Annotated in this window: 19 protein-coding genes and 1 riboswitch; of the genes, 15 read left to right on the forward strand and 4 right to left on the reverse strand. The window is 43.7% G+C overall.

The window, feature by feature from the left end; all coding sequences use genetic code 11:
- Positions 1–71 precede the first annotated feature (71 nt).
- Positions 72–6,461, forward strand: a complete 6,390-nt coding sequence (locus ACX0G7_RS15360; RefSeq protein WP_458924383.1) for an alpha-2-macroglobulin family protein — start codon at positions 72–74, stop codon at positions 6,459–6,461.
- Between the two features lie 330 nt (positions 6,462–6,791).
- Entirely contained in the window at positions 6,792–7,853 is a 1,062-nt protein-coding gene (locus tag ACX0G7_RS15365; RefSeq protein ID WP_458924384.1) for an NAD(P)/FAD-dependent oxidoreductase, read from the forward strand.
- Between the two features lie 140 nt (positions 7,854–7,993).
- Here ACX0G7_RS15365 and ACX0G7_RS15370 read toward each other — a convergent pair whose 3' ends face one another.
- Positions 7,994–8,209, reverse strand: coding sequence for a hypothetical protein (locus ACX0G7_RS15370; RefSeq protein WP_458924385.1), 216 nt, complete (start codon positions 8,207–8,209; stop codon positions 7,994–7,996).
- Between the two features lie 616 nt (positions 8,210–8,825).
- On the opposite strand from ACX0G7_RS15370, the gene ACX0G7_RS15375 reads away from it, so the two are divergent.
- The gene (locus ACX0G7_RS15375) at positions 8,826–9,254 is read left to right on the forward strand and encodes a hypothetical protein (protein WP_458924386.1); all 429 of its coding nucleotides are present in this window, start codon (positions 8,826–8,828) and stop codon (positions 9,252–9,254) included.
- Between the two features lie 98 nt (positions 9,255–9,352).
- Here the strand turns inward: ACX0G7_RS15375 and ACX0G7_RS15380 are convergent, their stop codons facing one another.
- A complete protein-coding gene (locus ACX0G7_RS15380) occupies positions 9,353–10,153 on the reverse strand; it encodes a zinc-dependent peptidase (RefSeq protein ID WP_458924387.1) in 801 nt (266 codons plus the stop codon).
- Positions 10,154–10,609: 456 nt separating this feature from the next.
- On the opposite strand from ACX0G7_RS15380, the gene aspS reads away from it, so the two are divergent.
- From aspS to ACX0G7_RS15425, 9 genes are all read left to right on the forward strand, one after another.
- Positions 10,610–12,436 (forward strand): aspartate--tRNA ligase, encoded by a 1,827-nt coding sequence (gene aspS, locus ACX0G7_RS15385; protein WP_458924388.1) that lies wholly within the window; start codon positions 10,610–10,612, stop codon positions 12,434–12,436.
- Positions 12,437–12,519: 83 nt separating this feature from the next.
- The gene (locus tag ACX0G7_RS15390; RefSeq protein WP_458924389.1) at positions 12,520–13,026 is read left to right on the forward strand and encodes a hypothetical protein; all 507 of its coding nucleotides are present in this window, start codon (positions 12,520–12,522) and stop codon (positions 13,024–13,026) included.
- Positions 13,027–13,124: 98 nt separating this feature from the next.
- Entirely contained in the window at positions 13,125–13,625 is a 501-nt protein-coding gene (locus ACX0G7_RS15395; protein ID WP_458924390.1) for a hypothetical protein, read from the forward strand.
- A 9-nt stretch (positions 13,626–13,634) separates the two neighbouring features.
- Entirely contained in the window at positions 13,635–14,120 is a 486-nt protein-coding gene (locus ACX0G7_RS15400; protein WP_458924391.1) for a hypothetical protein, read from the forward strand.
- 286 nt (positions 14,121–14,406) lie between these two features.
- Positions 14,407–15,270, forward strand: a complete 864-nt coding sequence (locus ACX0G7_RS15405) for an alpha/beta hydrolase fold domain-containing protein (protein ID WP_458924392.1) — start codon at positions 14,407–14,409, stop codon at positions 15,268–15,270.
- A 57-nt stretch (positions 15,271–15,327) separates the two neighbouring features.
- The gene (locus ACX0G7_RS15410; protein ID WP_458924393.1) at positions 15,328–16,590 is read left to right on the forward strand and encodes a replication-associated recombination protein A; all 1,263 of its coding nucleotides are present in this window, start codon (positions 15,328–15,330) and stop codon (positions 16,588–16,590) included.
- A 26-nt stretch (positions 16,591–16,616) separates the two neighbouring features.
- Positions 16,617–17,066, forward strand: a complete 450-nt coding sequence (locus tag ACX0G7_RS15415) for a GNAT family N-acetyltransferase (protein WP_458924394.1) — start codon at positions 16,617–16,619, stop codon at positions 17,064–17,066.
- Between the two features lie 136 nt (positions 17,067–17,202).
- The gene (locus tag ACX0G7_RS15420; protein WP_458924395.1) at positions 17,203–18,159 is read left to right on the forward strand and encodes an outer membrane beta-barrel protein; all 957 of its coding nucleotides are present in this window, start codon (positions 17,203–17,205) and stop codon (positions 18,157–18,159) included.
- Between the two features lie 53 nt (positions 18,160–18,212).
- A complete protein-coding gene (locus ACX0G7_RS15425; protein WP_458924396.1) occupies positions 18,213–18,611 on the forward strand; it encodes a T9SS type A sorting domain-containing protein in 399 nt (132 codons plus the stop codon).
- Between the two features lie 302 nt (positions 18,612–18,913).
- Here the strand turns inward: ACX0G7_RS15425 and ACX0G7_RS15430 are convergent, their stop codons facing one another.
- A complete protein-coding gene (locus tag ACX0G7_RS15430) occupies positions 18,914–19,438 on the reverse strand; it encodes a 5' nucleotidase, NT5C type (protein WP_458924397.1) in 525 nt (174 codons plus the stop codon).
- Positions 19,439–19,444: 6 nt separating this feature from the next.
- The gene (uvrA, locus tag ACX0G7_RS15435; protein ID WP_458924398.1) at positions 19,445–22,336 is read right to left on the reverse strand and encodes an excinuclease ABC subunit UvrA; all 2,892 of its coding nucleotides are present in this window, start codon (positions 22,334–22,336) and stop codon (positions 19,445–19,447) included.
- A 363-nt stretch (positions 22,337–22,699) separates the two neighbouring features.
- On the opposite strand from uvrA, the gene ACX0G7_RS15440 reads away from it, so the two are divergent.
- From ACX0G7_RS15440 to ACX0G7_RS15450, 3 genes are all read left to right on the forward strand, one after another.
- Positions 22,700–23,305 (forward strand): OmpA family protein, encoded by a 606-nt coding sequence (locus ACX0G7_RS15440; protein ID WP_458924399.1) that lies wholly within the window; start codon positions 22,700–22,702, stop codon positions 23,303–23,305.
- A gap of 80 nt (positions 23,306–23,385) precedes the next feature.
- On the forward strand, positions 23,386–24,057 hold the full coding sequence (locus ACX0G7_RS15445; RefSeq protein ID WP_458924400.1) for a porin family protein: 672 nt from the start codon (positions 23,386–23,388) through the stop codon (positions 24,055–24,057).
- Between the two features lie 250 nt (positions 24,058–24,307).
- A riboswitch (SAM riboswitch) is annotated at positions 24,308–24,417 on the forward strand.
- 153 nt (positions 24,418–24,570) lie between these two features.
- Entirely contained in the window at positions 24,571–25,773 is a 1,203-nt protein-coding gene (locus ACX0G7_RS15450) for a trans-sulfuration enzyme family protein (RefSeq protein ID WP_458924401.1), read from the forward strand.
- Positions 25,774–25,787 lie beyond the last annotated feature (14 nt).

The raw sequence follows: 25,787 nt of genomic DNA on the forward strand, positions 1-25,787 counted from the left end.
ATCTGATTCCCGTTCATCAAGGGGAATAGATTCAATAACTTGCACACGCCGACAGATAAAACAGATAATTAATGAAAACGAGTTTTTTTCTATTCCTTGGTCTTTGTTTCAGCTTCTGCCTGTCAAACAATTTTCTTAATCCTGTACAGGCACAAACGCCTATGAAAACGTATAGCGCTGAATGGCGAAAGATTGACACCCTTGTTGTGGGTCAGGGTTTAACAAAGTCAGCATTAACTGCAGTCAATAATATATATAATGCCGCTCTCAAAGAAGGCAATGAAACTCAGGTATTAAAAGCCCTGGTTTACCAGGTAATGCTGGAAGAAAATGTTACCGAGGACGGCCAGGTGAATGGAATTCGTAAGCTTGAAAGGAACCTTGCCATTGTGAAAGAACCGGCAAGATCTGTCCTGAATAATATTATTGCTGAAAAATACTGGCGGTATTTCCAGCAAAACAGGTGGAAGTTTTATGATCGTACCGCTACTACCGGTTATGTCAAAGAAAATCCTGACACATGGGCACCGGAGGATTTTCACTCGGCTATCAGCAAGTATTATCTTGCTTCTTTAAACAATGAAGAACAGTTACAGTCGTCTGCGTTAAAGCCTTTTGATCCCATAATTACCAGTGGGAACATGCGTAAGCTGAGGCCCACCCTGTATGATCTTCTCGCCCACCGTGCATTACAATATTTCAGGAACGATGAACGGACAGTTACGAAACCATCATATTCATTCGAGATCAGGAATGACACTTCCTTTGCCCCCGCTGAAATTTTTACCAGGGCGAGCTTTCTTACTGCGGACACGATCTCACCTTATTACCAGGCAATCAGGCTATATCAAAAATTGATAAGGTTCCACCTTAATGATAAAACGAAGGATGCCTTGCTTGATGTTGATATTTCCAGGTTGGCATTTATGAAGGAACATGCAGTAGTGGGCAACAAGCTTGCGCTGTATGAAAAGGCATTGCAGCATATTACAGATACTTATGGGGATTTACCAGCCGCTTCCCAGGCATGGTACCTGCAGGCAGCGCTTCATGCCGACAATGCCCGCACCTATGCTCCACTCGTATATGAAGCACATAGATATGAATGGATAAAAGCCAGGGAAATTTGTGAAAGGCTGGTTGCGGCCAAAGATTCGAGCGAAGGAAAAATGAATGCATTGAATCTCTTGCAGGAGATCAATGAAAAATCAATTGAATTGCAACTGGAGAAAGTGAATGTCCCCGGTCAACCCTTTCGGGCAAGGGTGTCTTTCCGGAATTTCACCCGGTTACATTTCAGGCTGGTGAAGATCGATGCCGGTTTTAATACAACGATGAATGAAACGGATGAAGAGGACAGCTATTGGAAGCGCCTGCTCGCTCAACCCCTGGTAAAAACGTTCACACAGGAGTTCCCCGATACAAAGGACCACCAGAGACATTCAGCCGAAATAAAAATAGATGCTTTACCTGTAGGTCAGTACGCACTCATAGCAACCACCAATGCCGATTTTCTTTTAACGAAGGATCCACTCGCTGTTCACTTTCTGCATGTGTCAGCTCTCGCCTGGATCAGGAAAAGCAACGATTATTTTGTGTTGGACCGGGAGACCGGCCAACCGATAAACGGTGCCAATGTCCAAATCTGGTACAGTACTTATGATTATAACACCCGCAAGAATAAGAAGGTAAAGGGCGAAAGCCTGTCTACCGACCAGAATGGTTTTTTTTCAATGATGTCGACCAGGCCGAATCTTCAACAAAATATTCAACTGGAAATCTCGAAAGGTAGCGACAGACTTTCCACTGATGACGCCATTTATTATTACCGGCAATCAGATCGGGTACCCGAAGTGAAAGACAAAAAAACAAGTTACCTTTTTCTTGACCGTAGTATTTACAGACCGGGTCAGACCCTTTACTTCAAGGGCATAGTCGTCAACCGGAACACCCGTACAAAAAATGCTGCAGTTGCAGCTGGTTTCAAAACGACTATTTTGTTGTTCGATGCCAATCAGCAGATAGCCGATTCGCTCGAAGTAACAACCAATGAATTTGGCTCGTATTCCGGAAAGTTTATACTCCCCGTTTCTGTCCTGAATGGCGGTTTCAGGGTATTTGATAAAGCGACACAAGGCAGCGCGAACCTGTCTGTCGAAGAATACAAACGTCCACGGTTTGAAACAAAACTGGAGTCGCCTAAGGGATCATATAAACTGAACGATACCATTAAAGTAACAGGCTCCGCAACTGCTTACGCGGGCAATGCCCTGAACAACGCTGTTGTGAAGTACCGGGTTGTAAGAAGGGCAATCTTCCCGGTCTGGGGTTTCTCAGATTTCGCTATTACCCGTAATGCAGGTTCACGTAAAATGATATGGCCGCCTTACCCGCAAAACGAAGTGGAAATTGCCAATGGGCAGGTGACTACGGGAACTGACGGAAAATTTGAGATCATATTCAAAGCAATACCCGATGCGGGGATTGACCGAAAAAATCAGCCGGTTTTCAATTATTGGATAACCGCTGACATAACAGATATCTCGGGTGAAACAAGGTCTGCATCGGCCCTGGTCGCTGTCGCCTATCATTCGCTTAAACTTGATCTTGACCTTGCCGACAAACTTCATGCAGATAGTCTCAACAACATCAGGCTGACCTCAACCAATCTGAATAATGTATTTCAACAAGCGGCTGTTTCCGTAAAACTCGTGAAGCTGAAAATGCCGGCAAGGATCTTCAGGGAAAGATTATGGGAACAGGCGGATCAGCATATAATGGATGAGAAGACCTATATCGCTTTGTTTCCACATGATATTTACAAAAATGAAAATGATCCATCTGCCTGGGAAGAAGCCGGAACTGCGCTTACCGCCACTGATTCAACCAAAGAAAATGGCGCCTTCAAACTTCCCTCGCAAAAAATAGAAGCAGGTTGGTACCGTTTCGAAGCAAAAGCCAAAGATCGGTCAGGCGATACCGTTAGTGTTATAAGATATCTTCAGCTGTACAGGGAGAAAATAATAACCCCAAACCTTTCCGCTTCCGTGTTGACAGATAAATCCGTAGTCCGGGAAGGCGAAAAATTTCAATACGCCGTTGAAACCAATGTCGACAGCCTTTTTGTGATAAAAGATATTGAATCTGGCAACGACTCTATCAAGAGAAGTTATATCTCGCTTAATAAAAACAGGGAGGCCCGGGAATTGACTGTGACCAGTAGTGAGTCAGGTGGATTTGGTATAAGCATCGCGTTTGTGAAGTATAACCGGATCTTCACCTCGTTCGAAAGGATTGAAGTTCTTCAACCTGGCAAAGAATTGACCATTTCGTACGAAACCTTCCGGGACAAAACAATTCCAGGCTCTTCTGAAAAGTGGAAACTAAAGATTAGTGGCCATAAGGCAGATAAGTTAGCGGCCGAAGTCCTGACCGGTATGTACGATGCATCACTCGACCAATTCAACCCCCACGCATTTAATAAACCGGATATCTGGCCGTCATATTTCCAGCGTTCGTCATGGGAAGGACCGACTTTCAGGATGGAATATTCAAGAATGAAGCCGCAAGACAAACAATACCTGGTTGTGAACAAAACCTATGATCGTTTATTTTTTGATGATCAGGCGGCGGATGGTGTAATGTATGTTGGGGCACCTGGTCGTCTCCCGGGCGGTGGCGGAATAAAGATCAGGGGTAATATGGCCAGGCAGGAAAATCTTGCCCCGGCGGCGATATCCGTGCAGGAAAAGAGAGGTCCGGAAATGAACCAATCTGACGCGGGTTTGATGGAATCAGATACAAGCTCGGGTCCGGATGATTCGGGCAATCCTGCTCCTTCGATATCAATGCGAAAAAACTTCAACGAAACCGCGTTCTTTTTTCCGGATTTAAAAACAGATAGCAGCGGTAACATTGAATTTTCATTCACAATTCCCGAAGCATTGACAAGGTGGAAATGGATGACGCTTGCACATACAAAAGATCTGGCATTTGGACTCAGTGAAAAAAGCATTGTTACCCAAAAGGAGCTCATGGTGCAGCCAAATGCTACCCGTTTTGTGAGACAGGGAGACAAGATAGATTTCAGTGCCAAAATTGTGAACCTGACCGACTCAGAGATGACGGGCCAGGTAGAACTTCTACTGATAGATCCTTCCAACAACAGGTCCGTGGATGGCTGGTTCAAAAATGTATTTCCAAATCAATTTTTTACTGCACCTGCAAAAGAAAGTATCGCGGTCAATTTCAGTATTGAGATACCGTTTCAGTACAGCAAATCTTTGACCTACCGGGTGGTTGCACGCTCAGGCAATATGAGTGATGGCGAAGAAGGGATTCTACCTGTATTGAGCAACCGAATATTAATCACCGAATCATTGCAACTTCCGGTCCGTGGTTCAGCTTCAAAAAGTTTCACTTTTGACAAACTGCTGAAAAGCGAAGGAAGTGAAACCATTACCAATCATTCTCTGTCTGTCGAATACACGTCAAACCCCGCGTGGCTTGCGATACAGGCTTTGCCTTTCCTTGCAGGCAATACGAGGGAGTCAGCTGACGAAACATTCAATAATTTCTATGCAGCTGCCTTAGCTGCTGCAATCGTTAATGCTTCACCGGGTATCAAAGATTTGTTCTCAAAATATAAGGATACGGATACCGCTGACCTGCTTTCAAATCTTGATAAAAATCCGGAGTTAAAATCAATTTTACTTGCTGAGACTCCATGGGTGCTGCAGGCTAGATCGGAGCGTGAACAGAGGCGACGGCTCGCCACGATGTTTGATGTTAAACAGATCAGCGAAAATCAATTGGCAGGGTTGGCAAAACTGTCTGCATTGCAGTCACCCGAAGGAGCTTTCAGTTGGTTTCCCGGTGGACCAAACGATCGCTATATCACCCAGTATATTCTGACTGGTATCGGTCACCTGTTAAAGTTGAATCCGCAAGCCGCTGAAAATATAAGCTTGCAATCGATAATAAAAAAAGGGCTCGCTTATGTTGATGGCGTCATCGTCGCAGACTATGAACGCCTGGTAAAAACTGCAAAAAAACCTGCTCCCCCTACCGGCGGACTGGATCATTTCCAGGTTCAATATGGATACCTGCGTAGCTTTTTCCGGAATTACCCGATGGCTGGAAATACGCTGAAAGCGTTTAACTATTACCGTTCGCAATCGCAGGTGCAATGGCTTAAACAACCGCGATACATGCAGGCGATGATTGCAATCGCTTTGCACCGTACCGATGATATTAAAACGGCAAACAGCATCCTCGCGTCGTTAAAACAAAACGCCATTGTGAATGATGAGTTCGGTATGTATTGGAAAGATGTGAGGACCGGTTACTACTGGCACCAGGCGCCTATTGAGACCCAATCGGTGCTTGTCGAAGCTTTCGCTGAAATTGGCCGGGATGAAAAAGCCGGCTCTGATATGAAAACCTGGTTGCTTAAGCAAAAGCAAACCCAGGGTTGGTCGACCACCAGGGCCACTGCTGACGCTTGTTATGCGTTATTACTCCCGATTGAAGGAAAACCGGCAACGGGTATAACCAATCTTCTCACCAACACGCCGGAAGTTGAAATTCGTCTGGGTTCAACAGTTGTTTCGTCATCAGCTGAGACCGCGGAATCCGGCAGCGGTTATTTCAAAAAGACGTTTACAGAGGAGCAGGTAAAACCATCTATGGGAAACATCCAGGTTACCATTCGTCCCTCAAACCTGCAACCGGGCAAAACCAGTAATAAGCAGCTGCCCGCCAGCAGCACAAATACTTCTGGCAGGAGTAATGACGCTGTAACAAAAACAAAAGATCTTCCAAAGAACAGTACCAATGATCCGGCAAATAAGATAAAAGATCTGGCAAAGGGTAGTACTAATGATCCGGCAAGTAAGACCAAGGATTTGCAAAAGAGTAGTACTAATGATCCTGCAAACAAGACAAAAGATCTTCGGGCCGGTAATACCGAACTTCCAACCTGGGGCGCTGTTTACTGGCAATATTTTGAAAACCTCGACCAGGTGACAAGTGCCAACGGATCTTTACAGATCAACAAAAAACTGTTTGTTCAAAACAATACAGCAAACGGCCCGGTGCTTACACCCTACACGAATTCCGGTCCCTTGAAGATTGGAGATAAAGTGAAAATAAGGTTGGAACTAAAGTGTGATCGTGACATGGAATATGTCCACCTGAAAGATATGAGGGCAGCAGGAATGGAACCGGTAAACGTCTTAAGCAGTTATAAATGGCAGGGCGGCCTTGGCTATTATGAATCCACATCTGATGCAGCAACCAACTTTTATTTCAGCAGGATAAATAAGGGAACCTATGTTTTTGAATACGTTGTATTTGTCACCCATACCGGGACTTTCAACAATGGCATCGCCACCTTTCAATCCATATATGCTCCTGAATTCAAGGCGCATTCTGAAGGGATAACCGTTTCAGTTGAATAAGAGGATCACCGTTTCAATAGAATAAGATTTTGGTATAATTGAATAAGAGGATAACCGTTTCAATAGAATAAGATTTTAGTATAAGTGGAATAAGAGGATAACCGTTTCAATAGAATAAGATTTTAGTATAAGTAGAATAAGAGGATAACCGTTTCAGTAGAATAAGATTTTAGTAGTGGAACACCATCGTGTAAATGTAATCCGACTACACGGGTCTATATTCATGATGCAGGCAGCAGGTATTGAACACTTATGAATTAGTTTGGCTTCGATTTTTTCCATAACAACACCAAATATCGGCATGTTATGACCTGATGAACAATTTTATGTATGAATGTTGATTTTATATTGGTTGGACAGGGAATCTGCGGGACCATGATGTACCGTTTCCTAAAGCAGGCCGGCTATAGCGTACTTGTTATTGATCTTCCAAAAAGAAATACTGCCTCCAAGGTAGCCGCCGGGGTCATCAATCCTGTCACGGGCCGAAGAATTGTCAAGACCTGGCTCATCGATGAAGTAATGCCTTTCGCAAAAGGAATCTATGAAAAAATAAGTGGAGAGTTACAGATTAAAGCGATCAGCGAGGTATCTATCATCGATTTTTTTCCCACCCCGCAGATTACCGAAGCTTTTAAAAAAAGATACGCCGAAGACAAGGAATATCTTTCGTTTCCCGAAGACCCGGGCAACTGGAATAATTTTATCAACTATGAATTTGGCTACGGTGAGATTACCCCTGCTTTTCTCGTCAATCTGCCTGATCTGCTCGGCTCCTATCGTGCACAGATAGCCGAAGAAGGCCACCTAATTGAACAAAACTTTGAATTCAAAGATCTTGCTTTGATTGCCGGTGGTGTGAACTACCAACACATACAAGCAACGCACATCATTTTCTGTGATGGCATTTCCGGAGCAAATAACCCTTATTTCAACAATTTACCTTTCGCCCCAAATAAAGGAGAAGCGGTACTTGTGCGGATTGATGATCTTTCACAACTACACATTTATAAGAAAGGTTTTAACCTGGTTCCCTGGAAAGACAACATATTCTGGCTGGGATCAAACTATCTATGGGAGTTTGAAGATGATTCACCTACCCCTGGCTTCTATCGTTTTGCTGAAAACTGGTTGAAGCAAACGTTGAAGGTTCCTTTTACCATAGTTGACCATCTCGCAGGCATAAGGCCCGCAACACTTGAACGAAGACCTTTTGTGGGATTTCATCCGATCCATAAACAGGTAGGCATTTTTAATGGCATGGGTGCTAAAGGATGTTCTCTTGCACCTTTTTTCGCAAGCAAGTTCGCAGATGCTATTAAAACAGGTTCCGAGCTGCCCAAAGATGCGGATGTAAAACGTTTTTCACGTATTCTTTCCCGCAACCCCTAATTGACAATTTCAGCAACCTCTCCAGCGATTTCAGCAGTATTATCTAGTAACATTTTTTTGTCGCTCCTTCGCTCCGTGGGGAGCAGGTTGTAGTTTTCATGCTTGCCCCCAGCGAAGGTGGCGGGGCTGTTTTCTCTGGCTTAATAAGTTTGCTTATGGCATACCTGGCTGTTGTCTCCGATCAGCTTTTGGTCCCTGATTGGCTTTGTGGAGTAGCTCGAAGTGCTGGCTACTGCGCGGCCCTGATCGGCTTCTGTAACTCCGAGCAGGGAAATAAGGCCCCCACCTTCGCTGGGGGCAAGCCCCAAAAGCAACAACCTGTCTCCCCACTCGTTCATCGCTTGCGGGATATCCAATCAGTCTTAAGAAATTATACCAGCTGCTATTGCCCTCGAAATTTGGAATCTTTAATCAGCCCCGTGAACACTGATACTTCCAATCGGTGATTAATCAATATTCACACGAGTGACTTTTGTAGTTAGATGATTCGACTACTGTTGCTTGAACTTTTCGTTTTTGAGAGATAGCTGATTCAATGAGATAGGTGCCTGAAACGGCTTCGCGACAAATTAGTGTCTTGTTACTGGATTACCTGCCGTGGCAGGTTGTTGCCCAGCCGGTTATATCAATGAATGCAAGTTACCAGCATTTAATTCCTAGTGAATATTGTTGTGCTGATCGCATACACCCCCCAAAGAGAACGACAGTTGGAACGAAGGAGGATGGGCCTGAGGTGGTCTGATTGGACACCTTCGATTCCTCCCGAACAGTCGGGACTGTGAATTACAACCTGGTCAGCGGGAGGAATCACAGTGGCCAATCAGACCACCGAAAGGCCCATCCGGCGCCGTGAGGTACCAGGTGAACGCCCCCGCGGGACAAAATCAACACCCAATCGATTCATCAACCGACCCGCTAGCCCCCTAAAAATCATCAACCCAAAATTTGGAAACCTGAATTAAATTCGTGTTCATGAATACACCACACGGCAACTCCATCAACCCTCCAACCTACTCCATCCCTTTAAAATTCCGAAAAACAGAAAACCTGCATATACTATTCTGGCTTATAAAAGACATAAGTTGGGCGATGTTGTGGAAGCCTTTGGGTATGTTGATGCTGGTGCCAACACTTACGGTAGCAATAGTCATCACCTGGCAAACGCGTAAGATCATTTCTGAATTGTTTCACAACCTTGCGGTTGTATTCTGGATAACCGCAAACGGTTTCTGGATGATCATCGAATTTTATGGCTATGATGAACAACTCCGGACCTATACGGCAATACCGTTCTCGATAGGACTTTTTTTTATCCTTGTTTATTATGGTGTGATTTTACCGAGGGAAAAGCGCCGGCAAAAAGCGGGAGGAAAAGACAATGAAAATCTCAACCCGGTTTAATGATAAACGCGAATTAAACAATGTCGGTCAATCCTGAATCCGGCTGATAGATTAAGATGACTAGCCATGGGAAATGAGAATCGACTGATAAACGCAAGCTAAGCGGCAATCCGGTTGGAGCTGAGGATTACTATAGGATCCTGCCGGAGCAACCTGGTCATGGCATGGTACAGATCCGGCAATTCATGTCTCATACGGATGGGGTTTTCAAAAAACACCTCTACGCTAACGGCCCAGAACTCGTGATAGTTTGTACCAGCGTAGTCCCCGAGAATGTTCTTCTGACCCTTCTGCATTCCCTCGAATATCGGGCGGGCAACCTTTGAGAAATTCTTAAACTCCTTCTTGAAATGTTTGTCTTCCTCCGTTTGCGTAATGAAATTAACATAGGTCAATGCGTGTCCCATTTCATGTAAACCAACATTGCAGTTTGGAGAAAGTCTTTTGACACCTTTCATAAAATTGTCCCAGGAAAGATAGATGCCACTGTGATCAACATGGCCCTGGAATGGACGAGAGTAGAAGCCGTAATGGTAGTCATCTTTCAGAATGAATATGTCGCGGAAAAAGTTGAGCATGAATTTTTCAAGACCGAAAGTCAGCTGAACCGCGACGGCGCTCACCAGCAATGGCATTTCCGCATTTTCAGTCACCTCTATATAATGGAAGCGTTTTGCTTTCCTGAAAAGATAGGTGCGAAACAAAAACTTACGCTGGTCCTCGAGACTCAGCCTGTTATAGAAACGGAGGTTTGTGGAAATAATAGTATGATAGAATGTTTCCTGGGAAAGGAAATTCTTGAACTGCCGTTTTACCTGCAGCTTATCGAACCATTCTACTATCGGTGTATAACCGAGAATGATTCCGATGACGAATAATGATATGAACAAAATTTCCATAAGGTTTCCAATTTAGGTAAGTACAAAATCGGATACGGATAATCAACAAAAAGGGTTTCACAGAGTTGGATGATTTGTGGTCTTTCTGGAATGGAAACTTCTTTCTTTCAGGTGTGCGTCAATTTTTAAAGAATTGACGAATCTTCTAATACCAATCTTTGTTTTCTTTTAGAACAGGATTTTTTTCTTCGGAACTTGGGATTTGGTCACAGGTAGGGATCAGTAGATGGGATAGCAGATGCAAATCCTGGGAACAAAGTAGAAAGAATAATTCAAAAATGAAATAGCACCGCAAAAAAGCTTTTCCTGTTTTAACGTACCTTTGCCGTCCTGATATGTAAGTTCATGATTATTAATGAATTTACAAACAGAAATTCGTCCTCAACCCGGAAGAAATCAGATCTTTTTCAGATAACCGGGTTATTAAGTCAACAAAGTTAGAATTTTTATTATACAATGTACAGAACGCATACCTGTGGAGAATTAAGACCCACCGATTCAGGCAAGGAAATCACGTTAGCCGGCTGGGTGCAGACCATCCGGAAATTTGGCAGTATTACTTTCATTGACCTTAGGGACCGATATGGTATCACCCAATTGTTAATGGGGGAAGAGTTAAACGCTCAGCTTGATAATCAACCGCTTGGACGGGAGTTTGTATTACAGGTCAACGGAACTGTTGCGGAAAGAAGCAGCAAAAATCTCAATATCCCGACGGGGGAAATTGAGATCAGGGTGAAATCTTTCAGCATTCTGAACAAGTCCGCTACCCCGCCATTTACCATCCAGGACGACACCGACGGCGGGGATGATCTCCGGATGAAGTTCAGGTACCTGGACCTCAGAAGGCAGGCTGTAAAAAAGAACATTGAACTGCGTTATTCCGTAAATCGTGCGGCGCGGAATTATCTTCATTCCAACCAGTTTATGGATATAGAAACGCCCTTCCTTATCAAGTCGACCCCGGAAGGTGCCCGTGATTTCGTGGTGCCATCGAGGATGAATGCCGGCCAGTTTTATGCGCTTCCACAATCACCGCAAACATTTAAGCAGTTGCTGATGATCAGTGGTTACGACAGGTATTACCAGGTGGTGAAATGTTTCCGTGATGAAGATCTTCGTGCCGACAGGCAGCCGGAGTTCACACAGATAGATTGCGAAATGAGTTTCGTTGAGCAGAACGATATTCTCGACATGTTTGAAGGCATGATCAAACATATTTTCAAAGAAGTTAAAAACATAGATATCACTGAGCAGGTGCAACGGATGACCTGGGAAGATGCCATGTGGCTGTATGGGAATGATAAGCCTGATATACGCTTCAACATGGCCCTTTCAAATCTGAAATCGGCATTTTTGAAAGATGGGAAGATCCAGGCAACAGGGGAACTGATCAATAATAACGGATTCAAAGTATTTGACGATGCCGAAACAGTGCTTGCGATAGCAGTTCCGGGTTGCAGTGAATACACACGTAAACAAACTGACGAACTAACGGACTGGGTTAAGCGCCCGCAGATCGGGATGTCTGGGTTGATTTTTATAAAGGTTAACCAGGACGGCACCTTCAAAAGCAGCGCTGATAAATTCTTTAATGAAGACAAGCTAAAAGCAATTGCAGCTTCGTGCAATGCAGCACCCGGGGACCTTGTGTTGATTCTTGCTGGTAAAGAAGAAAGGACACGTAAGGCCATGAGTGAACTACGTCTGGAGATGGGTGAAAGACTGGGGCTGCGAAGGAAAGACGAGTTTAAATTGTTATGGGTATTGGACTTCCCATTGTTCGAATACAGTGAAGATGATAACCGCTGGGTTGCACGTCACCACCCGTTTACATCACCCAAGCCAGCACATATTGAGGTGATGATAAATAACAGTGAAAAAATTGAGGATGCTGCAAACTACCTCCAGCACCCGTATTCAAATATCAAGGCAAATGCCTATGACATGGTACTGAACGGGAACGAGATTGGGGGTGGTTCGATCAGGATCTTTCAGCGTGATCTCCAGGAAAAGATGTTTGCTGCATTGGGTATGGACAAAGAGGAACAACAGCATAAATTTGGTTTCCTGCTTGGCGCTTTTGAGTATGGTGCGCCTCCGCATGGTGGCATTGCATTCGGCTTCGATCGCCTTTGTGCTATAATGGGAGGAAGTGAAAGTATCCGCGACTTCATCGCCTTCCCGAAAAACAATAGCGGAAGAGATGTTATGCTGGACGCTCCTTCAACCATCGACGAAAAGCAGATGGTCGAATTAAACATTAAGCTTGATTTGAAATAAAGGCCGGTTACCTGGAGTACAGGTGACAAGCATCATTAGCGAGACTTGCATCATTAGCGAGAACTTGCTTCATTACCGAGAATATGAAAAATCTGGGCATCTATAGGATTATCACTTATCTGTTACTTTTTGTCGCGGCGTTTATGTCGGTTGGTGTGTTCACAAGTTTACTGGCTGCGCTGGCAAACCCGGTAGGACTTCTGCAGGTTTTCGTGCTGGCATGTGTGATCATTTACACCTATTGCAGCTGGCGCTTTCTTGTCAGGGGAATTGATAAAGGGATTCCGAGTAAGCCCATGATGAAAGATCTCATAAAGGTCAATGCTTATGTAAGTGTGGCCGTTGGAGCATTACTTTTTATCGTAATGGTTTCTGTGTTGACCATGCCCGAACAGTTCAAAAATCTTCTCGAACAGGCAAAAGCCGCCCAACCCCCGGGGACCGAATGGACCCGCGAGGAGATCATCAAAGGAACCCGTTTTGCAGTAGGGTTCCTGCTTTCCTATGGCGCCTTGTTATTGGTGCATCCTTTCATGACTTTCCGCCTGCTGAAAAAGTTCCCGCAATTGTTCCAGGAACCGACCAGCTAGTGAGAGTGCGGTAACTGAAACAATCCCCAATATTACAGCATCAACCAGGCGGCACCAGGATTGTATAACTGATAGGAATGTGTAAATAAAAAAAGGCTATGACTGATCTTCCGGGCAATTGGCGGGTATTTAAGGCGCTAATCATAATCCAGATGATCATGGTAATGTTCATGCTGGTTGTTTCGATCGGCGGGATATTCTACGGTGAGAATGTGTTCTGGCGGGGCTTCGAGGGCCTGTGTTATGGCCTGATGATGGTTTTTCTGTACCAGGGATTTTCGATCCTGAATGACAACTATCCTGATACCCCTCTGTCGTTGTCACAAAAACGAAATTTTAATGTTCTTTTCCTGATAAATTTTCTGTTGATTGCTTTCCTGTTTGCCAAGGTAGTTGTTCACTGGCGGTTCGTACGGTCAATCATCAGCGGAATTACCCTCGAGCCGAGGGGGCAATTCCTGGTCTTTCTGCCATTGCTTATGGCAAGTATGGTTTTTATCCTGAACCTGGTTAACCTGGCTGGTATGTACCGGCTAAGAACAATTATCCAGGAAAATAACCAGAAGAAAATTGATGATGAATTCATCAACGATAATTAAGCATTTTTTATGCCTCTCAAATGGAAAATATTCCGGATTGCTAATTATCTTATACTGTTGATTTCACTGTCAATCACCGGGGTGGGTACTTACTTTTTTATAGGATCCAGTCTTAACAGCGCAGACGTCTTTTACTTTATCATTTTTGCAGCCGGTGGCCTGGTGCTGATACTCAACTATTCAATTAATATTTTTCTGCTTGAAAGATATTATCCTGATGGTGAGCTGCCGGGATCATTACTGATGTGGAATACGATAATACTACTGCTTAGCTGCCTGGCAGTCGGATTCCTTACACTTGTATTTGCAGTTGAATTTTATGACATAGTACTCGCGCCGCGATACAGCCGGGGATTATTTAGCAGGGCTGGAATGTTCTCCTTGTTATTTGGTATGATTTTATTGACCACTTATTACATATTCTGGATGCAGGTGGCTTTGCGCAAAACAATCCGTCGCAATCGCCAGCGCCTTTATTCAGCTTTCCTTGATTAACATTATCTGAATACCTGTACCTGATAAACAAACATCCCGGTTAAAATCACTGAATCGTCGTATCAGATAAACAAACCTCGCGATTCAGATTAACCGAACATGAACACATGATTTACAAACGAACTTTAGTATATGATATATAAACACCGCGATTCAAATCAACCTGACAACAGTAGATGATCTATAAAATTCGGGATTGAATTAACTGAATATTAATACATGATCTGCAAATATCATTAATACATGATCTGCAAACATCGCGATTCAATATAACGCACGTTAAAACATGATATACAAACTTCTTTTCCTGGTCATAATTTCAGGCCAGTTTTTTGGGATTAAAACATTGGCACAGACTAATATGGGGCAGGGATCAGCTACGGAAAAAACGGACATCTTGTATGACCAGGCTTATGGGGACGACAGATGGCAGAAGATGGATATTTACTTACCGGCCAGCAGAAATGATTCAACAGTTGTGATGATCATTGTGCATGGCGGCGCATGGGTAAGGGGTGATAAATCTGAATTTAACCCTTATGTTGCGGCCTTGCAACGGTTGCTTCCTAACTATGCCTTTGTTAATATTAATTACCGGCTCTTCAGGAATGGGAAGAACGCATTCCCTGCGCAGGAAGAAGATATGAAAGCCGCCGTTTTATATCTTGAAAGCAGACTTGAAGAACTTGAGCTGCCAAAAAGAATCGTACTCCTCGGGGCTAGTGCGGGTGGCCACCTTGCACTATTGCAGGCATACAAAAATTCAGGCACCATCAAGCCGGCCGCGGTAATATCCCTGTTCGCACCAACTGATATGTTGGATATGTACAATAACTCATCAAATCCTGACGTGGCACCAATGCTCACCAGCCTGTTGGGTACGACCCCCGCAGAGGATCCGGGTGTTTATCGCCGGTCGAGCCCAGTGGAATATGTGACAAGCTCCTCTCCGCCTACCCTGTTGCTCCAGGGTGGCCAGGACAGGATGGTACACGAGGGACAGGCAAAAATTCTGCAAAGAAAACTGGACAGCCTAAAGGTTACCAACGAGCTTAAGATCTATCCCGGGGAAGGGCATGGCTGGACCGGACCTGCACTTTTTGACTCCTTTGTAAGAGTAGCGTCCTTTCTGAAGAGAAATGCCCGCTAACTACTCCGGAATTAATGCAATTTTGCAATCCGGCAATTCCAGTAAACTTCAGCGAAGATGAAACCACCGTTAGCAGAAAGAATGCGGCCCGAAAGCCTTGATGAACTTGTCGGCCAGGATCACCTGGCTGGAAATAAAAGCATTTTACGCACTTCTATTGAACAAGGCAAAATACCCTCCATGATACTGTGGGGACCGCCGGGTACAGGAAAAACGACTATCGCCAATATCATTGCACATAGTCTACACCTGCCTTTTTTCACATTAAGCGCTATCAGTTCTGGTGTGAAAGATGTCAGAGAGATTATTGAAGTGTCAAAGTCGAAGGATCATGCCATTTTATTCATTGATGAAATCCACCGGTTTAATAAGGGCCAACAGGATGCACTGCTGGGAGCTGTTGAAAAAGGTATCATCACACTGATAGGCGCCACCACTGAAAACCCGTCGTTTGAAGTTAATAGTGCCTTGCTGAGCAGGTGCCAGGTTTACGTGCTTAAACCATTGCAGCAAAAAGATCTTGTGAAGTTATTGCAGCTTGCCATGCAGAAAGATGAAACTTACAGCAACCTTAATATAGAGCTTCGCGAAACCGAAGCATTGATTAATATCTCGGGAGGTGATGCGCGTAAATTACTAAACCTTTTCGAACTGGTGATTGACACCCTCAGTAATAATCCGGTAATCGTTATCACGGACCAGGCAGTGATGGATATCGCCCAGAAGAGAATTGCGCTTTATGATAAGTCGGGTGAACAGCATTATGATATCATATCAGCATTTATCAAATCTATCAGGGGAAGCGATCCGAATGGCGCAGTTTACTGGCTCGCAAGAATGATCGAAGGAGGTGAAGATGTAAAGTTTATAGCCAGGCGCATGTTGATCCTGGCCAGTGAAGATATAGGGAATGCAAACCCGACGGCACTGGTTCTTGCAAACGCGGCGTTTGAAGCAGTCAACAAAATCGGTTACCCCGAATCAAGGATCATCCTTTCTCAATGTGCAGTTTATCTGGCAACTTCAGCCAAAAGCAATGCTTCATATATGGCCATTGATCTCGCTCAGGCTGCGGTGAGGCAACATGGTGATCTGCCGGTACCACTTCATATCAGGAACGCACCAACGAAGTTGATGAAGAACCTGGACTATGGAAAGGGTTATGAGTACTCACACAGTTATGAAAATAATTTTTCAGCCCAGGAATATCTTCCTGATACTATTGCAGGGTCCCGTTTTTATGAACCCGGAAAGAATGCAAGAGAAGAAGAATTAAGAAAATACCTGAGAGCTCTCTGGAAAGAAAAATATAAGTATTAAAATTGCGTTTTAAATACCCCTGAATCATGTCAATTAACTGGTCACTGAAGGACTTTACCAGGTTAACCGTTAATGAGCTCTATGCAATTTTACGACTCCGCAGCGAGGTATTCGTAGTGGAGCAGAACTGTGTGTTCCAGGACCCTGATGGAAAAGATCAATATGCCTGGCATCTTATGGGTTTCAGCGACGATAACCAACTCGCCGCATATACGAGACTGTTACCTGCAGGCGCCTCTTACAATGAAGCAAGTATAGGAAGGGTTGTCACTGCCGGCTTTGCAAGAAATTCCGGAATTGGGAAAAAACTGATGATCGAATCCATCAACACCATATATAAACTGTTTGGAAAGCAGCCCATAAAGATCGGCGCGCAGTTATACCTTAAAAGGTTTTACGAATCATTTGGATTTCAACAAACTAGTGAAGTTTACCTGGAAGACGGTATCGAACATATTGAAATGCTACTGAGTTGACCATCCATTAACTACTCATTTTTTTTTTGCGCTTCATACCTAAATCGCACAATTCTGCGTTTATTAGTTCGTACAGTCTGGTCTGAACAATATAAGACTGGAATCTCGACCATCTGAAAACTAAATCTAATATCCAATGAAACAGAATCTACACTCTGTGTGGAAGTGTTTGTGCCTGACCGTCCTGGGTTATTCATCTTCCCAAACTTCTTTTGCCCAGTACTCGGAAAAAGTCTCGTTTTGGGAAGCCGGTATAACTGTTGGGCCCTCAAATTTTCTCGGTGACCTCGGAGGTAATACCGGAAAAGGAACCCCCTTTCTTAAAGACAATAACATCCAGACAACAAAGCTGACTTTTGGTGCTTTTGCTACCTATCAGCCCAACGAGTATCTCGGTGTAAGGCTATCAGCCAACATCGGCACACTTGAAGGTGATGATGCTATCATTACCGGAAAGGGTGGGCTTGAAGAAGCCAGGAAAACCAGGAACTCAAATTTTAAATCCCCGCTGATTGAAGGTTTTTTGGCTGTTGAAGTTTATCCGACAGCATTTCTTGAATATGAGCCGTCGGACATCTTCCGTAAGCTGCGTCCTTATGGTTTGATAGGTGTCGGTATGTTTCATTTTAACCCAAAAGGTAAAGATCCGGTAACCGGAAACTGGGTTCCTCTGAAGCCCTTGCATACAGAGGGCCAGGGATTCCCTGAATTTCCTGAACGTAAAGAATACAAGCTGACCCAGGTAAATATACCTATGGGCTTCGGTGTTAAGTATTTTGTCAGCGAGTCAGTAAACCTGGGTCTTGAGATCATACACAGAAAAACGTTCACAGATTATATTGATGACGTTAGTACTGATTATATAGATCCGGCATTGTTTTATAGTAACCTGTCTTTGCCACAGGCTCAGCTTGCGCAGAGAATGGCGAATAAGTCTATCCCGGCAGGTGGTAACGTGAATGGATTCACGACCGGAGACAAACGAGGAACTCCAACCAACAATGATGCTTATTATTCTGTTGGCATCAAACTTGGCTTCCGTCTCTCCAATGATAGATATGGAAATTCAACCCGTTGTCCGGTTGTTTTCTAATAGCTAAGATCGAGAGATTCCGTACTGTTCCGGCCCCTGTACCATAACCGACTATGAAACTTTTCCTGACCCCTAAGCGTTGCTCCGGCAGCAAATGGCGAAGCTTTGCATTGATTTGTTTACTGATAACCTTATCCGTACAAGCAAGAAGCGAAGATCCATCTAAACCGGTAAGCGATACGATCCTGATCCAAAAACAACAGGTTAGCAGGAGACACGGCATAAAGCTTTATCCTGATGCGGACCATCATGTGTTATTTTTCGGAGCAAAAGGGATTTATGGAAGAGCATACCAGTTATATATTTTCGATGTAGAAGGTAAACTGGTTAAACAGGTCACCATCAAAAATAAACAAACAACCGTTTTAGAAAACATTGATAAAGGCGACTACCTGTTCGAAGTGTTCAGTGATGACGAACGAATTGAAAACGGACAGGTAATAGTCAGATAAAAATTACTTAACAGATCAATAAGCGGCAGGGAATTATATGAATCCAATATCCGGTTAGTCAAAAAACCTGATCCGTTCCCTATCAAGTGCCCGAGACAAAAGATTTTTATGATCAACCCTGCACTTGCTTATTGAAACACATACTTCTGGTCGATTTCCAGTATCCTCAGTAGCCGGCGATGAGCAATTGCCGGCTATTTGTTTTATGGCAGGATCTGTTTGGTTTATTGCATGATCTCCTTGTTTTACAGCAGATCTCTGTTTTACAGAAGATTTCTGTTTTACAGAAAAATCTGGTTGTTTTACAAAAAGATCTCCGCAGCTTCCTGCCAGCTGTTGATGCGCTCGTAGTCAGTGACCTCGAGATTGTGGGCAGAACTATACATATAGGCTTTGCCTTTAAAATGCATCAGGTTCTTTACATGATCATCGATCATAAAATCTCCGCTGATCAGCTTTTTGTCGCCGCAGAGTGCAAGCTGCCGCCAGCTAAAAAACGGAAAGTGTTCCATTAACCAGTCGTATTTATCAACCAATGAATTAGGGAACTCCATGGCAGCTGAAACAATAAATACTTCATACTTTTTGTTCATTTCTTCCAGCACACGAACACTGTCATCCATTACCGGCAGATGACGGAAAAATCCCGGTGAATGAAGCCTTTCAAGTACCAACTTCTGATGCTCCTCCGGGAAACCCAGTACCCATGAACCAGCAAGCATTTTTTTCCAGTCTATCCCATTTCCATACTCCTTTTCATACCATTCAATCATCGCACCCATAGGGTCAGCGATCACTTCATCCATGTCAACGATAACTCTTTTCATTGATAACTATTTGAGTTCTTCTTTTAAAAATCTACCCGTATGACTGGAAGGAACTTTAATAAGATCTTCCGGAGCTCCTTCAAACAAAATAAGTCCTCCGCCATCACCACCCTCAGGACCAAGGTCGATAACATGGTCGGCCACTTTTATAACATCCATGTTATGTTCAATTACCAGCACAGTGTTACCCCTGTCAACAAGCTTATTCAACACATCAAGCAGATGACGGATATCTTCGAAATGAAGGCCGGTCGTTGGCTCATCGAGGATATAAAATGTTTTGCCGGTATCTTTTTTGCCGAGCTCTGTTGCCAGTTTTACCCGCTGCGCCTCTCCTCCGCTCAGGGTTACGGCAGATTGTCCAAGGGTGATATATCCCAGGCCAACTTCTTCCAGAACCTTGATCTTGCGATAAATGTAAGGCACATTCTGAAAAAATTCTACAGCTTCTTCCACAGTCATATCCAGTACATCGCTGATTGATTTTCCCTTGTACCTTATCTCAAGTGTTTCGCGATTATATCTTTTCCCCTGGCATTTTTCGCAATGAACATAAACATCGGGCAGGAAGTTCATTTCGATTACCCGCATACCGCCTCCCTCACAAACATCACAACGGCCGTTCTTTACATTAAACGAAAACCGGCCGGCATTATAGCCTCGTATCTTGGCCTCGGGTACTGATGCAAATAACGTCCTGATATCAGTAAAGAATCCGCAATAGGTAGATGGGTTACTTCTTGGGGTCCGCCCGATCGGACTCTGATCGATTTCAATGACCTTATCTATATGCTCGAGCCCTTTTACACTTTTATATTTGAGCGGATTCGTTTTTGAGTTAAATGCGTGCTGACTAAGTATCGGGTACAGGGTTTCATTGATCAACGTCGACTTGCCGCTTCCACTAACCCCGGTCACCACAATAAACTTACCCAGCGGAAAAACAGTACTTAGATTTTTAAGGTTATTGCCCTCTGCACCTTTCAGATCAAGTACTTTGCCACTACCCTTTCTTCTTTCTTTCGGGACAGGGATCGACTGCTTTCCATTTAAGTATGAAGAAGTAAGTGTGTCGAGCGTCAGCAGGTATGACGGTTTACCTTCAGCCACTATCCTTCCGCCGTGTGCTCCTGCCTTTGGCCCAATGTCAACCAGGTAGTCCGATGCAAGCATGATGTCTTTATCGTGTTCCACGACAATAATGCTGTTGCCAATGTCGCGGAGGTTAGTGAGCGCTTTGATGAGGCGATGGTTATCGCGCTGATGAAGCCCGATACTTGGTTCATCCAGTATATAAGTTATACCCTGCAACTGCGAACCGATCTGTGTTGCCAGGCGGATCCTTTGTGACTCGCCACCACTTAGCGTTCTGGAGGGCCGGTTTAAACTAAGATAATTAAGGCCCACATCGAGGAGAAATTGCAGCCTTTCCCTGATCTCCTTGATAACATCCTTACCAATAGTATTTTGTTTATTGTTCAGACGTTTTTCAATGCCACCAAACCAACTCATCAGTTTATCCAGGTTCAGCTCACTGAGCTCCGAGATATTTCTTTCATCAACCTTAAACCATAAACTTTCTTTTTTCAGCCTTGCCCCCTTACATTCATCACAGGTCTTCAGCTCCATGAACTGTTCCACCCAGTCCCTCAGTGAATCACTGGTGCCACCTGCGAACCATCTTTTTAACTGAGGCACCAGCCCTTCGTATTCCGTGAGATATATTTCGCCGTTTGCTGCTACTTCACTGAAATCCAGGATATCCTCTACGGGTCCTGTTTCATTTCCATAGAGAATCATGTTCATTGATTTCTCGCTGAGGTCCTTCACAGGTTTGTCCAGGCTAAACTTATGCTTCCTGGCCAGCTGTTGTACCTGCTTGAATATCTGTGACTCTCTTTCAGCTCCAAGGGGAACAATTGCTCCTTCATTGATGCTATAGGAATTATCCGGGATAATTGCGTCGAGGCTGATCTGGTAAACACTGCCAAGTCCTTTACAAACCGGGCACGCGCCATAAGGCGAATTGAATGAAAATGAGTTCGGAGACGGCTCTTCATAACTTAGCCCGGTATCTTCACACATCAATTGTTTAGAGTATTGAATAATTTTGTTGTCATCGTTCAATAATATAAACATCAGATCCTTGCCGGTTTGAAGTGACTTCTGTACACTTTGGCTAACCCTGGTCCTCATCTCTTCCGTAACAGCCAGGCGATCTATAACTATTTCAATGTCGTGAATCTTGTAGCGGTCAACCTGCATCTTTGCTGTCAGGTCTTTGATCTCCCCATCAACCCTCACTTTAACATATCCCTTCTTCCTGATATCTTCAAACAATTCACGATAATGACCCTTACGCCCTCTTACGATTGGTGCAAGCAGTGTTATCTTTTTTCCTTTAAACTTTTTATAAACATTGTCAACAATCTCCTCTTCACTGAATTTGATCATTTTTTTACCGGTATGATAACTAAAAGCTTCTCCAATGCGCGCATAAAGTAAACGCATGAAATCATATACTTCCGTGATCGTACCAACAGTGGAACGGGGATTTTTATTTGTAGTTTTTTGTTCGATAGAGATAACTGGTGACAGCCCGGTGATTTTATCAACGTCGGGTCTTTCCATATCGCCAATGAATTGCCTGGCATAAGCGCCAAAACTTTCCATATATCTACGCTGGCCCTCAGCATAGATAGTGTCGAATGCGAGTGAAGATTTTCCTGAACCACTTATACCGGTGATAACTACAAGTTGGTTCTTGGGTATGCTGATATCAATGTTCTTAAGATTATGAACCCTGGCTCCAAACACCTCGATTAATTCATGATTGTGTATGTTATTTCCATTTGTTGACGGGAGCTTATCAACTACTGGTTTCTTTGATTTTGCCATATTTTTTTGCGAAGTGCAAAGATACGAACAAATCAGGTTTAAAGAGGTTCGATTAGTGACCTGTCAGGTGTGGATTTATGTAGAAAATCAATAGATTTTGTTGCGATGTGTAAACGAGAATTGTTCACTGACACGTAATTTTTTTTTGTTAAAATCAAAGGTAGTTGGGTATTTAAACACTTAGAGATGCAATTCTTTACGCCTAACATGCGTTGAAAGCTCCCCAATCAGATCTGCATGGTATGATCTTTGAAAAAGGTGGGTCAGAACAAAACAAAAATTATGAAAACGCTAATGAAAACGCTAAGTAAGCACTTTTTAATCCTCAGTACATTCATCATTATTTTATCTGGATGTAAAAGCATGAACAAAACTCAGAAAGGTGCAGCTATTGGTACTGCCGGTGGTGCTGCAACAGGAGCCGTAATTGGAAGGGCTGCGGGCAACACAGCTATGGGCGCTATCATCGGTGCCGCAGTTGGTGGTGTCACAGGTGCTGTAATCGGTCGTAAGATGGACAAACAAGCAGAAGAAATCAAAAACGAAGTTCCGGGCGCCAAAGTTGAACGTGTAGGCGAAGGAATTGTCGTAGAGTTTAATAACAAAGTGTTATTTGCTGTTGACAAGTCAGATTTATCATCTGCCGCACAATCAAACCTGAACGAGTTGAAAGATGTACTCAGTAAGTATCCTGATACCAATATCGAAATACAGGGACATACAGATAGTGATGGTACAGATCCACACAATAATAAGTTATCCAATCGCAGGGCAAGTTCGGTTGCGAGCTATCTCCGTGAAAAAGGTGTTTCCTCCAACAGAATTGTCACAAAGGGTTTCGGAGAAACTGCGCCAAAATATAGCAACGCAACTGAAGACGGTAAAAGCCAGAACCGCCGGGTCGAGTTCCTGATCACTGCAAATGAAAAAATGAAATCAGATGCAAAAAGAGAAGCAACAGGTAGTTGAACTCAAATATCATTTACCTCATAACACATAATTCATAATTCATAATTCTTCTAAAAAAGTTATAATTAAAAACTACGTATATGAAAAAAGCAAGTTTAGTAATCTGTGCCTTATGTTTAATAACGACAATATCAATGGCACAGTCAAAGAGCGTCGAGGTTGGCGGTACAACATTTGGTGTACGCACTGGTGTAAATTTTCAAAATATCAATGGGCGTGATGCCGGAGATGACAAGCTCGAGAACAAACTTGTGCCCCGGTTCCATGTTGGCGTGAATGCAGAAATACCGATTGCACCGGAGTTTTATGTTCAACCAGGTGTATTATTTACTACCAAAGGCACAAAATACGATGATGACATGGGGGGAAATCCCACGCTTAATCTTTCCTATATCGAGATACCGGTTAATCTTTTGTATAAACCAGTTGTAGGAAATGGAAAATTGTTAGTAGGTTTCGGACCTTATGTTGCTTATGGTATCGGGGGCAAATATAAAACCGACGGCGATGATACAAAGGTTAAGTTCAAAGGCAATGTAAAGACCGGTGATGATCCTAATATGGTTTATTTCAAACCATTTGATGCGGGTGCAAATCTTCTGTTTGGTTATGAATTCACAAATCGTTTTTCAGCACAGTTAAACGCACAACTAGGGTTGGTTAATATTAATTCAGATTATGATGCAATTCCTGATACCGATGCCAGGTCTGCAAATACCGGGTTCGGAGTATCAGTTGGATATAGGTTTTAACAGGTAAAATACAATTAGCAGGCAAATCGGATTTTTCAAAAATCTGGAAGTTAAACAACGGCTAAGGCGATCAAAAAAAAAGTGTTGCAGAATTCTGCAGCACTTTTTTTATAATTAAGGATCATCAGGTCAACACCTGAATATCTAAGAACACATAGTCTACCAAATAAATAGACTTTTTTTTCAAAAAGTCCTCCAGGTTTTTGGTAGTTTGCAATTCTGCTATATCTTTGTCGCAGTTCTTTAATCATTCTTATCTAGAAAGGCTGAGGGTAATGGCCCTGGGAAGCCTTGACAACCTGTCGCGAGAAATCGTGATAAGGTGCCAATTCCATCTCCCTGTCGGGAGGCAGATAAGTCAGATCTTTTGCTCATAAATATCTTCAACATATTTTAAGCTCTTCTGACTTTACGGAAGAGCTTTTTTTGTGCCCTTACGGGCCATAAGAGCTGCATCCGCTGATAAGAATCCCCGTACATACGGGATCATTTTTAAACAGTAAAACATTAAGTATGCAGGATTCAACAAAGCTTATTCACAGTATTCCAGTCGACGAATTAACAGGCGCTATTTCAGTTCCCATTTACCAGACCTCAACTTTTGTGCAGGAGGCACCAGGTGTAAACAAAGGTTATGATTATGCAAGAAGTGGAAATCCGACCCGTGCCGCCCTCGAAACCATTGTTGCTGAGCTTGAAAGTGGAACTGTGGGGCTGGCCTTTGGAAGCGGTCTTGCAGCAATCGATGCCGTTTTAAAGCTCTTGAAATCTGGTGATGAAATCATCGCAGTGGACGATATCTACGGTGGAGCTTTCAGACTGTTCACGCAGGTCTATGAGAAGTTTGGAATAACCGTTCAATACGTGGATGCCACTGACCCGGCTAACGTCTTCAACGCTGTTACCGCCAAAACAAAATTGATCTGGATTGAAACACCTACAAATCCGACCCTGAAGATCGCAGATATCGAAGCGATTGCACGGATCGCGAAATCCAATGGCTGTTTACTTTGCGTGGATAATACTTTTGCTTCACCCGCGCTTCAAAAACCTCTTTCGTTGGGAGCTGATATTGTAGTTCACTCAGCTACCAAATATCTTGGCGGGCACAGCGATATCATAGCCGGCCTGGTGATCACGAAGGATCCGGAACTTGGCGCCCGTGTAAAATTTATGCAAAATGCCTGTGGTAACATCCTTGGACCTTTTGACAGTTGGTTACTGATCCGTGGAATTGAGACGCTGCCGCTCCGGATCAAACAACATTGTATCAATGCTCAGGCTGTGGCAGAATGGCTGGAGACTCATCCAGCCGTTGATAAAGTGTTTTATCCGGGCCTGCCCTCCCACCCCAATCATAAAATCGCAGCAAAACAATCAAAAGGGTTCGGCGGAATTGTTTCTTTCACACTGAAAACAGACACCGAAAGTGCTGCAAACCTTGTTGTTACTTCAACAGAATTGTTTAAATTGGCTGAAAGCCTGGGTGGTATCAAAAGCCTTCTTTGCCATCCGGCTCAAATGACTCACAAATCAATACCTACCGAAAGACGTCGTGCAGCCGGGGTTGCCGACAGCCTGATCCGGCTCAGTATAGGCCTTGAGGACGCAGAGGACCTGATCGCGGATCTTGATAAGAGCCTGGAAAAATTAAAAATTATTACCGGTTTAGGGGATAGTTCTGAATCACTGGTCCCTTTAACTTTACTTAAATAGTGTCCTTCAGTCAA

The sequence above is a fragment of the Flavitalea antarctica genome (assembly GCF_054461535.1).

Excerpts from the sequence above, each read along its gene's own strand:
- ACX0G7_RS15360 (WP_458924383.1), top strand. The coding sequence starts at position 72 with ATGAAAACGAGTTTTTTTCTATTCCTTGGTCTTTGTTTCAGCTTCTGC.
- ACX0G7_RS15365 (WP_458924384.1), top strand. The coding sequence starts at position 6,792 with ATGAATGTTGATTTTATATTGGTTGGACAGGGAATCTGCGGGACCATG.
- ACX0G7_RS15375 (WP_458924386.1), top strand. The coding sequence starts at position 8,826 with ATGAATACACCACACGGCAACTCCATCAACCCTCCAACCTACTCCATC.
- ACX0G7_RS15380 (WP_458924387.1), bottom strand. The coding sequence starts at position 10,153 with ATGGAAATTTTGTTCATATCATTATTCGTCATCGGAATCATTCTCGGT.
- aspS (WP_458924388.1), top strand. The coding sequence starts at position 10,610 with ATGTACAGAACGCATACCTGTGGAGAATTAAGACCCACCGATTCAGGC.
- ACX0G7_RS15390 (WP_458924389.1), top strand. The coding sequence starts at position 12,520 with ATGAAAAATCTGGGCATCTATAGGATTATCACTTATCTGTTACTTTTT.
- ACX0G7_RS15395 (WP_458924390.1), top strand. The coding sequence starts at position 13,125 with ATGACTGATCTTCCGGGCAATTGGCGGGTATTTAAGGCGCTAATCATA.
- ACX0G7_RS15400 (WP_458924391.1), top strand. The coding sequence starts at position 13,635 with ATGCCTCTCAAATGGAAAATATTCCGGATTGCTAATTATCTTATACTG.
- ACX0G7_RS15405 (WP_458924392.1), top strand. The coding sequence starts at position 14,407 with ATGATATACAAACTTCTTTTCCTGGTCATAATTTCAGGCCAGTTTTTT.
- ACX0G7_RS15410 (WP_458924393.1), top strand. The coding sequence starts at position 15,328 with ATGAAACCACCGTTAGCAGAAAGAATGCGGCCCGAAAGCCTTGATGAA.
- ACX0G7_RS15415 (WP_458924394.1), top strand. The coding sequence starts at position 16,617 with ATGTCAATTAACTGGTCACTGAAGGACTTTACCAGGTTAACCGTTAAT.
- ACX0G7_RS15420 (WP_458924395.1), top strand. The coding sequence starts at position 17,203 with ATGAAACAGAATCTACACTCTGTGTGGAAGTGTTTGTGCCTGACCGTC.
- ACX0G7_RS15425 (WP_458924396.1), top strand. The coding sequence starts at position 18,213 with ATGAAACTTTTCCTGACCCCTAAGCGTTGCTCCGGCAGCAAATGGCGA.
- ACX0G7_RS15430 (WP_458924397.1), bottom strand. The coding sequence starts at position 19,438 with ATGAAAAGAGTTATCGTTGACATGGATGAAGTGATCGCTGACCCTATG.
- uvrA (WP_458924398.1), bottom strand. The coding sequence starts at position 22,336 with ATGGCAAAATCAAAGAAACCAGTAGTTGATAAGCTCCCGTCAACAAAT.
- ACX0G7_RS15440 (WP_458924399.1), top strand. The coding sequence starts at position 22,700 with ATGAACAAAACTCAGAAAGGTGCAGCTATTGGTACTGCCGGTGGTGCT.
- ACX0G7_RS15445 (WP_458924400.1), top strand. The coding sequence starts at position 23,386 with ATGAAAAAAGCAAGTTTAGTAATCTGTGCCTTATGTTTAATAACGACA.
- ACX0G7_RS15450 (WP_458924401.1), top strand. The coding sequence starts at position 24,571 with ATGCAGGATTCAACAAAGCTTATTCACAGTATTCCAGTCGACGAATTA.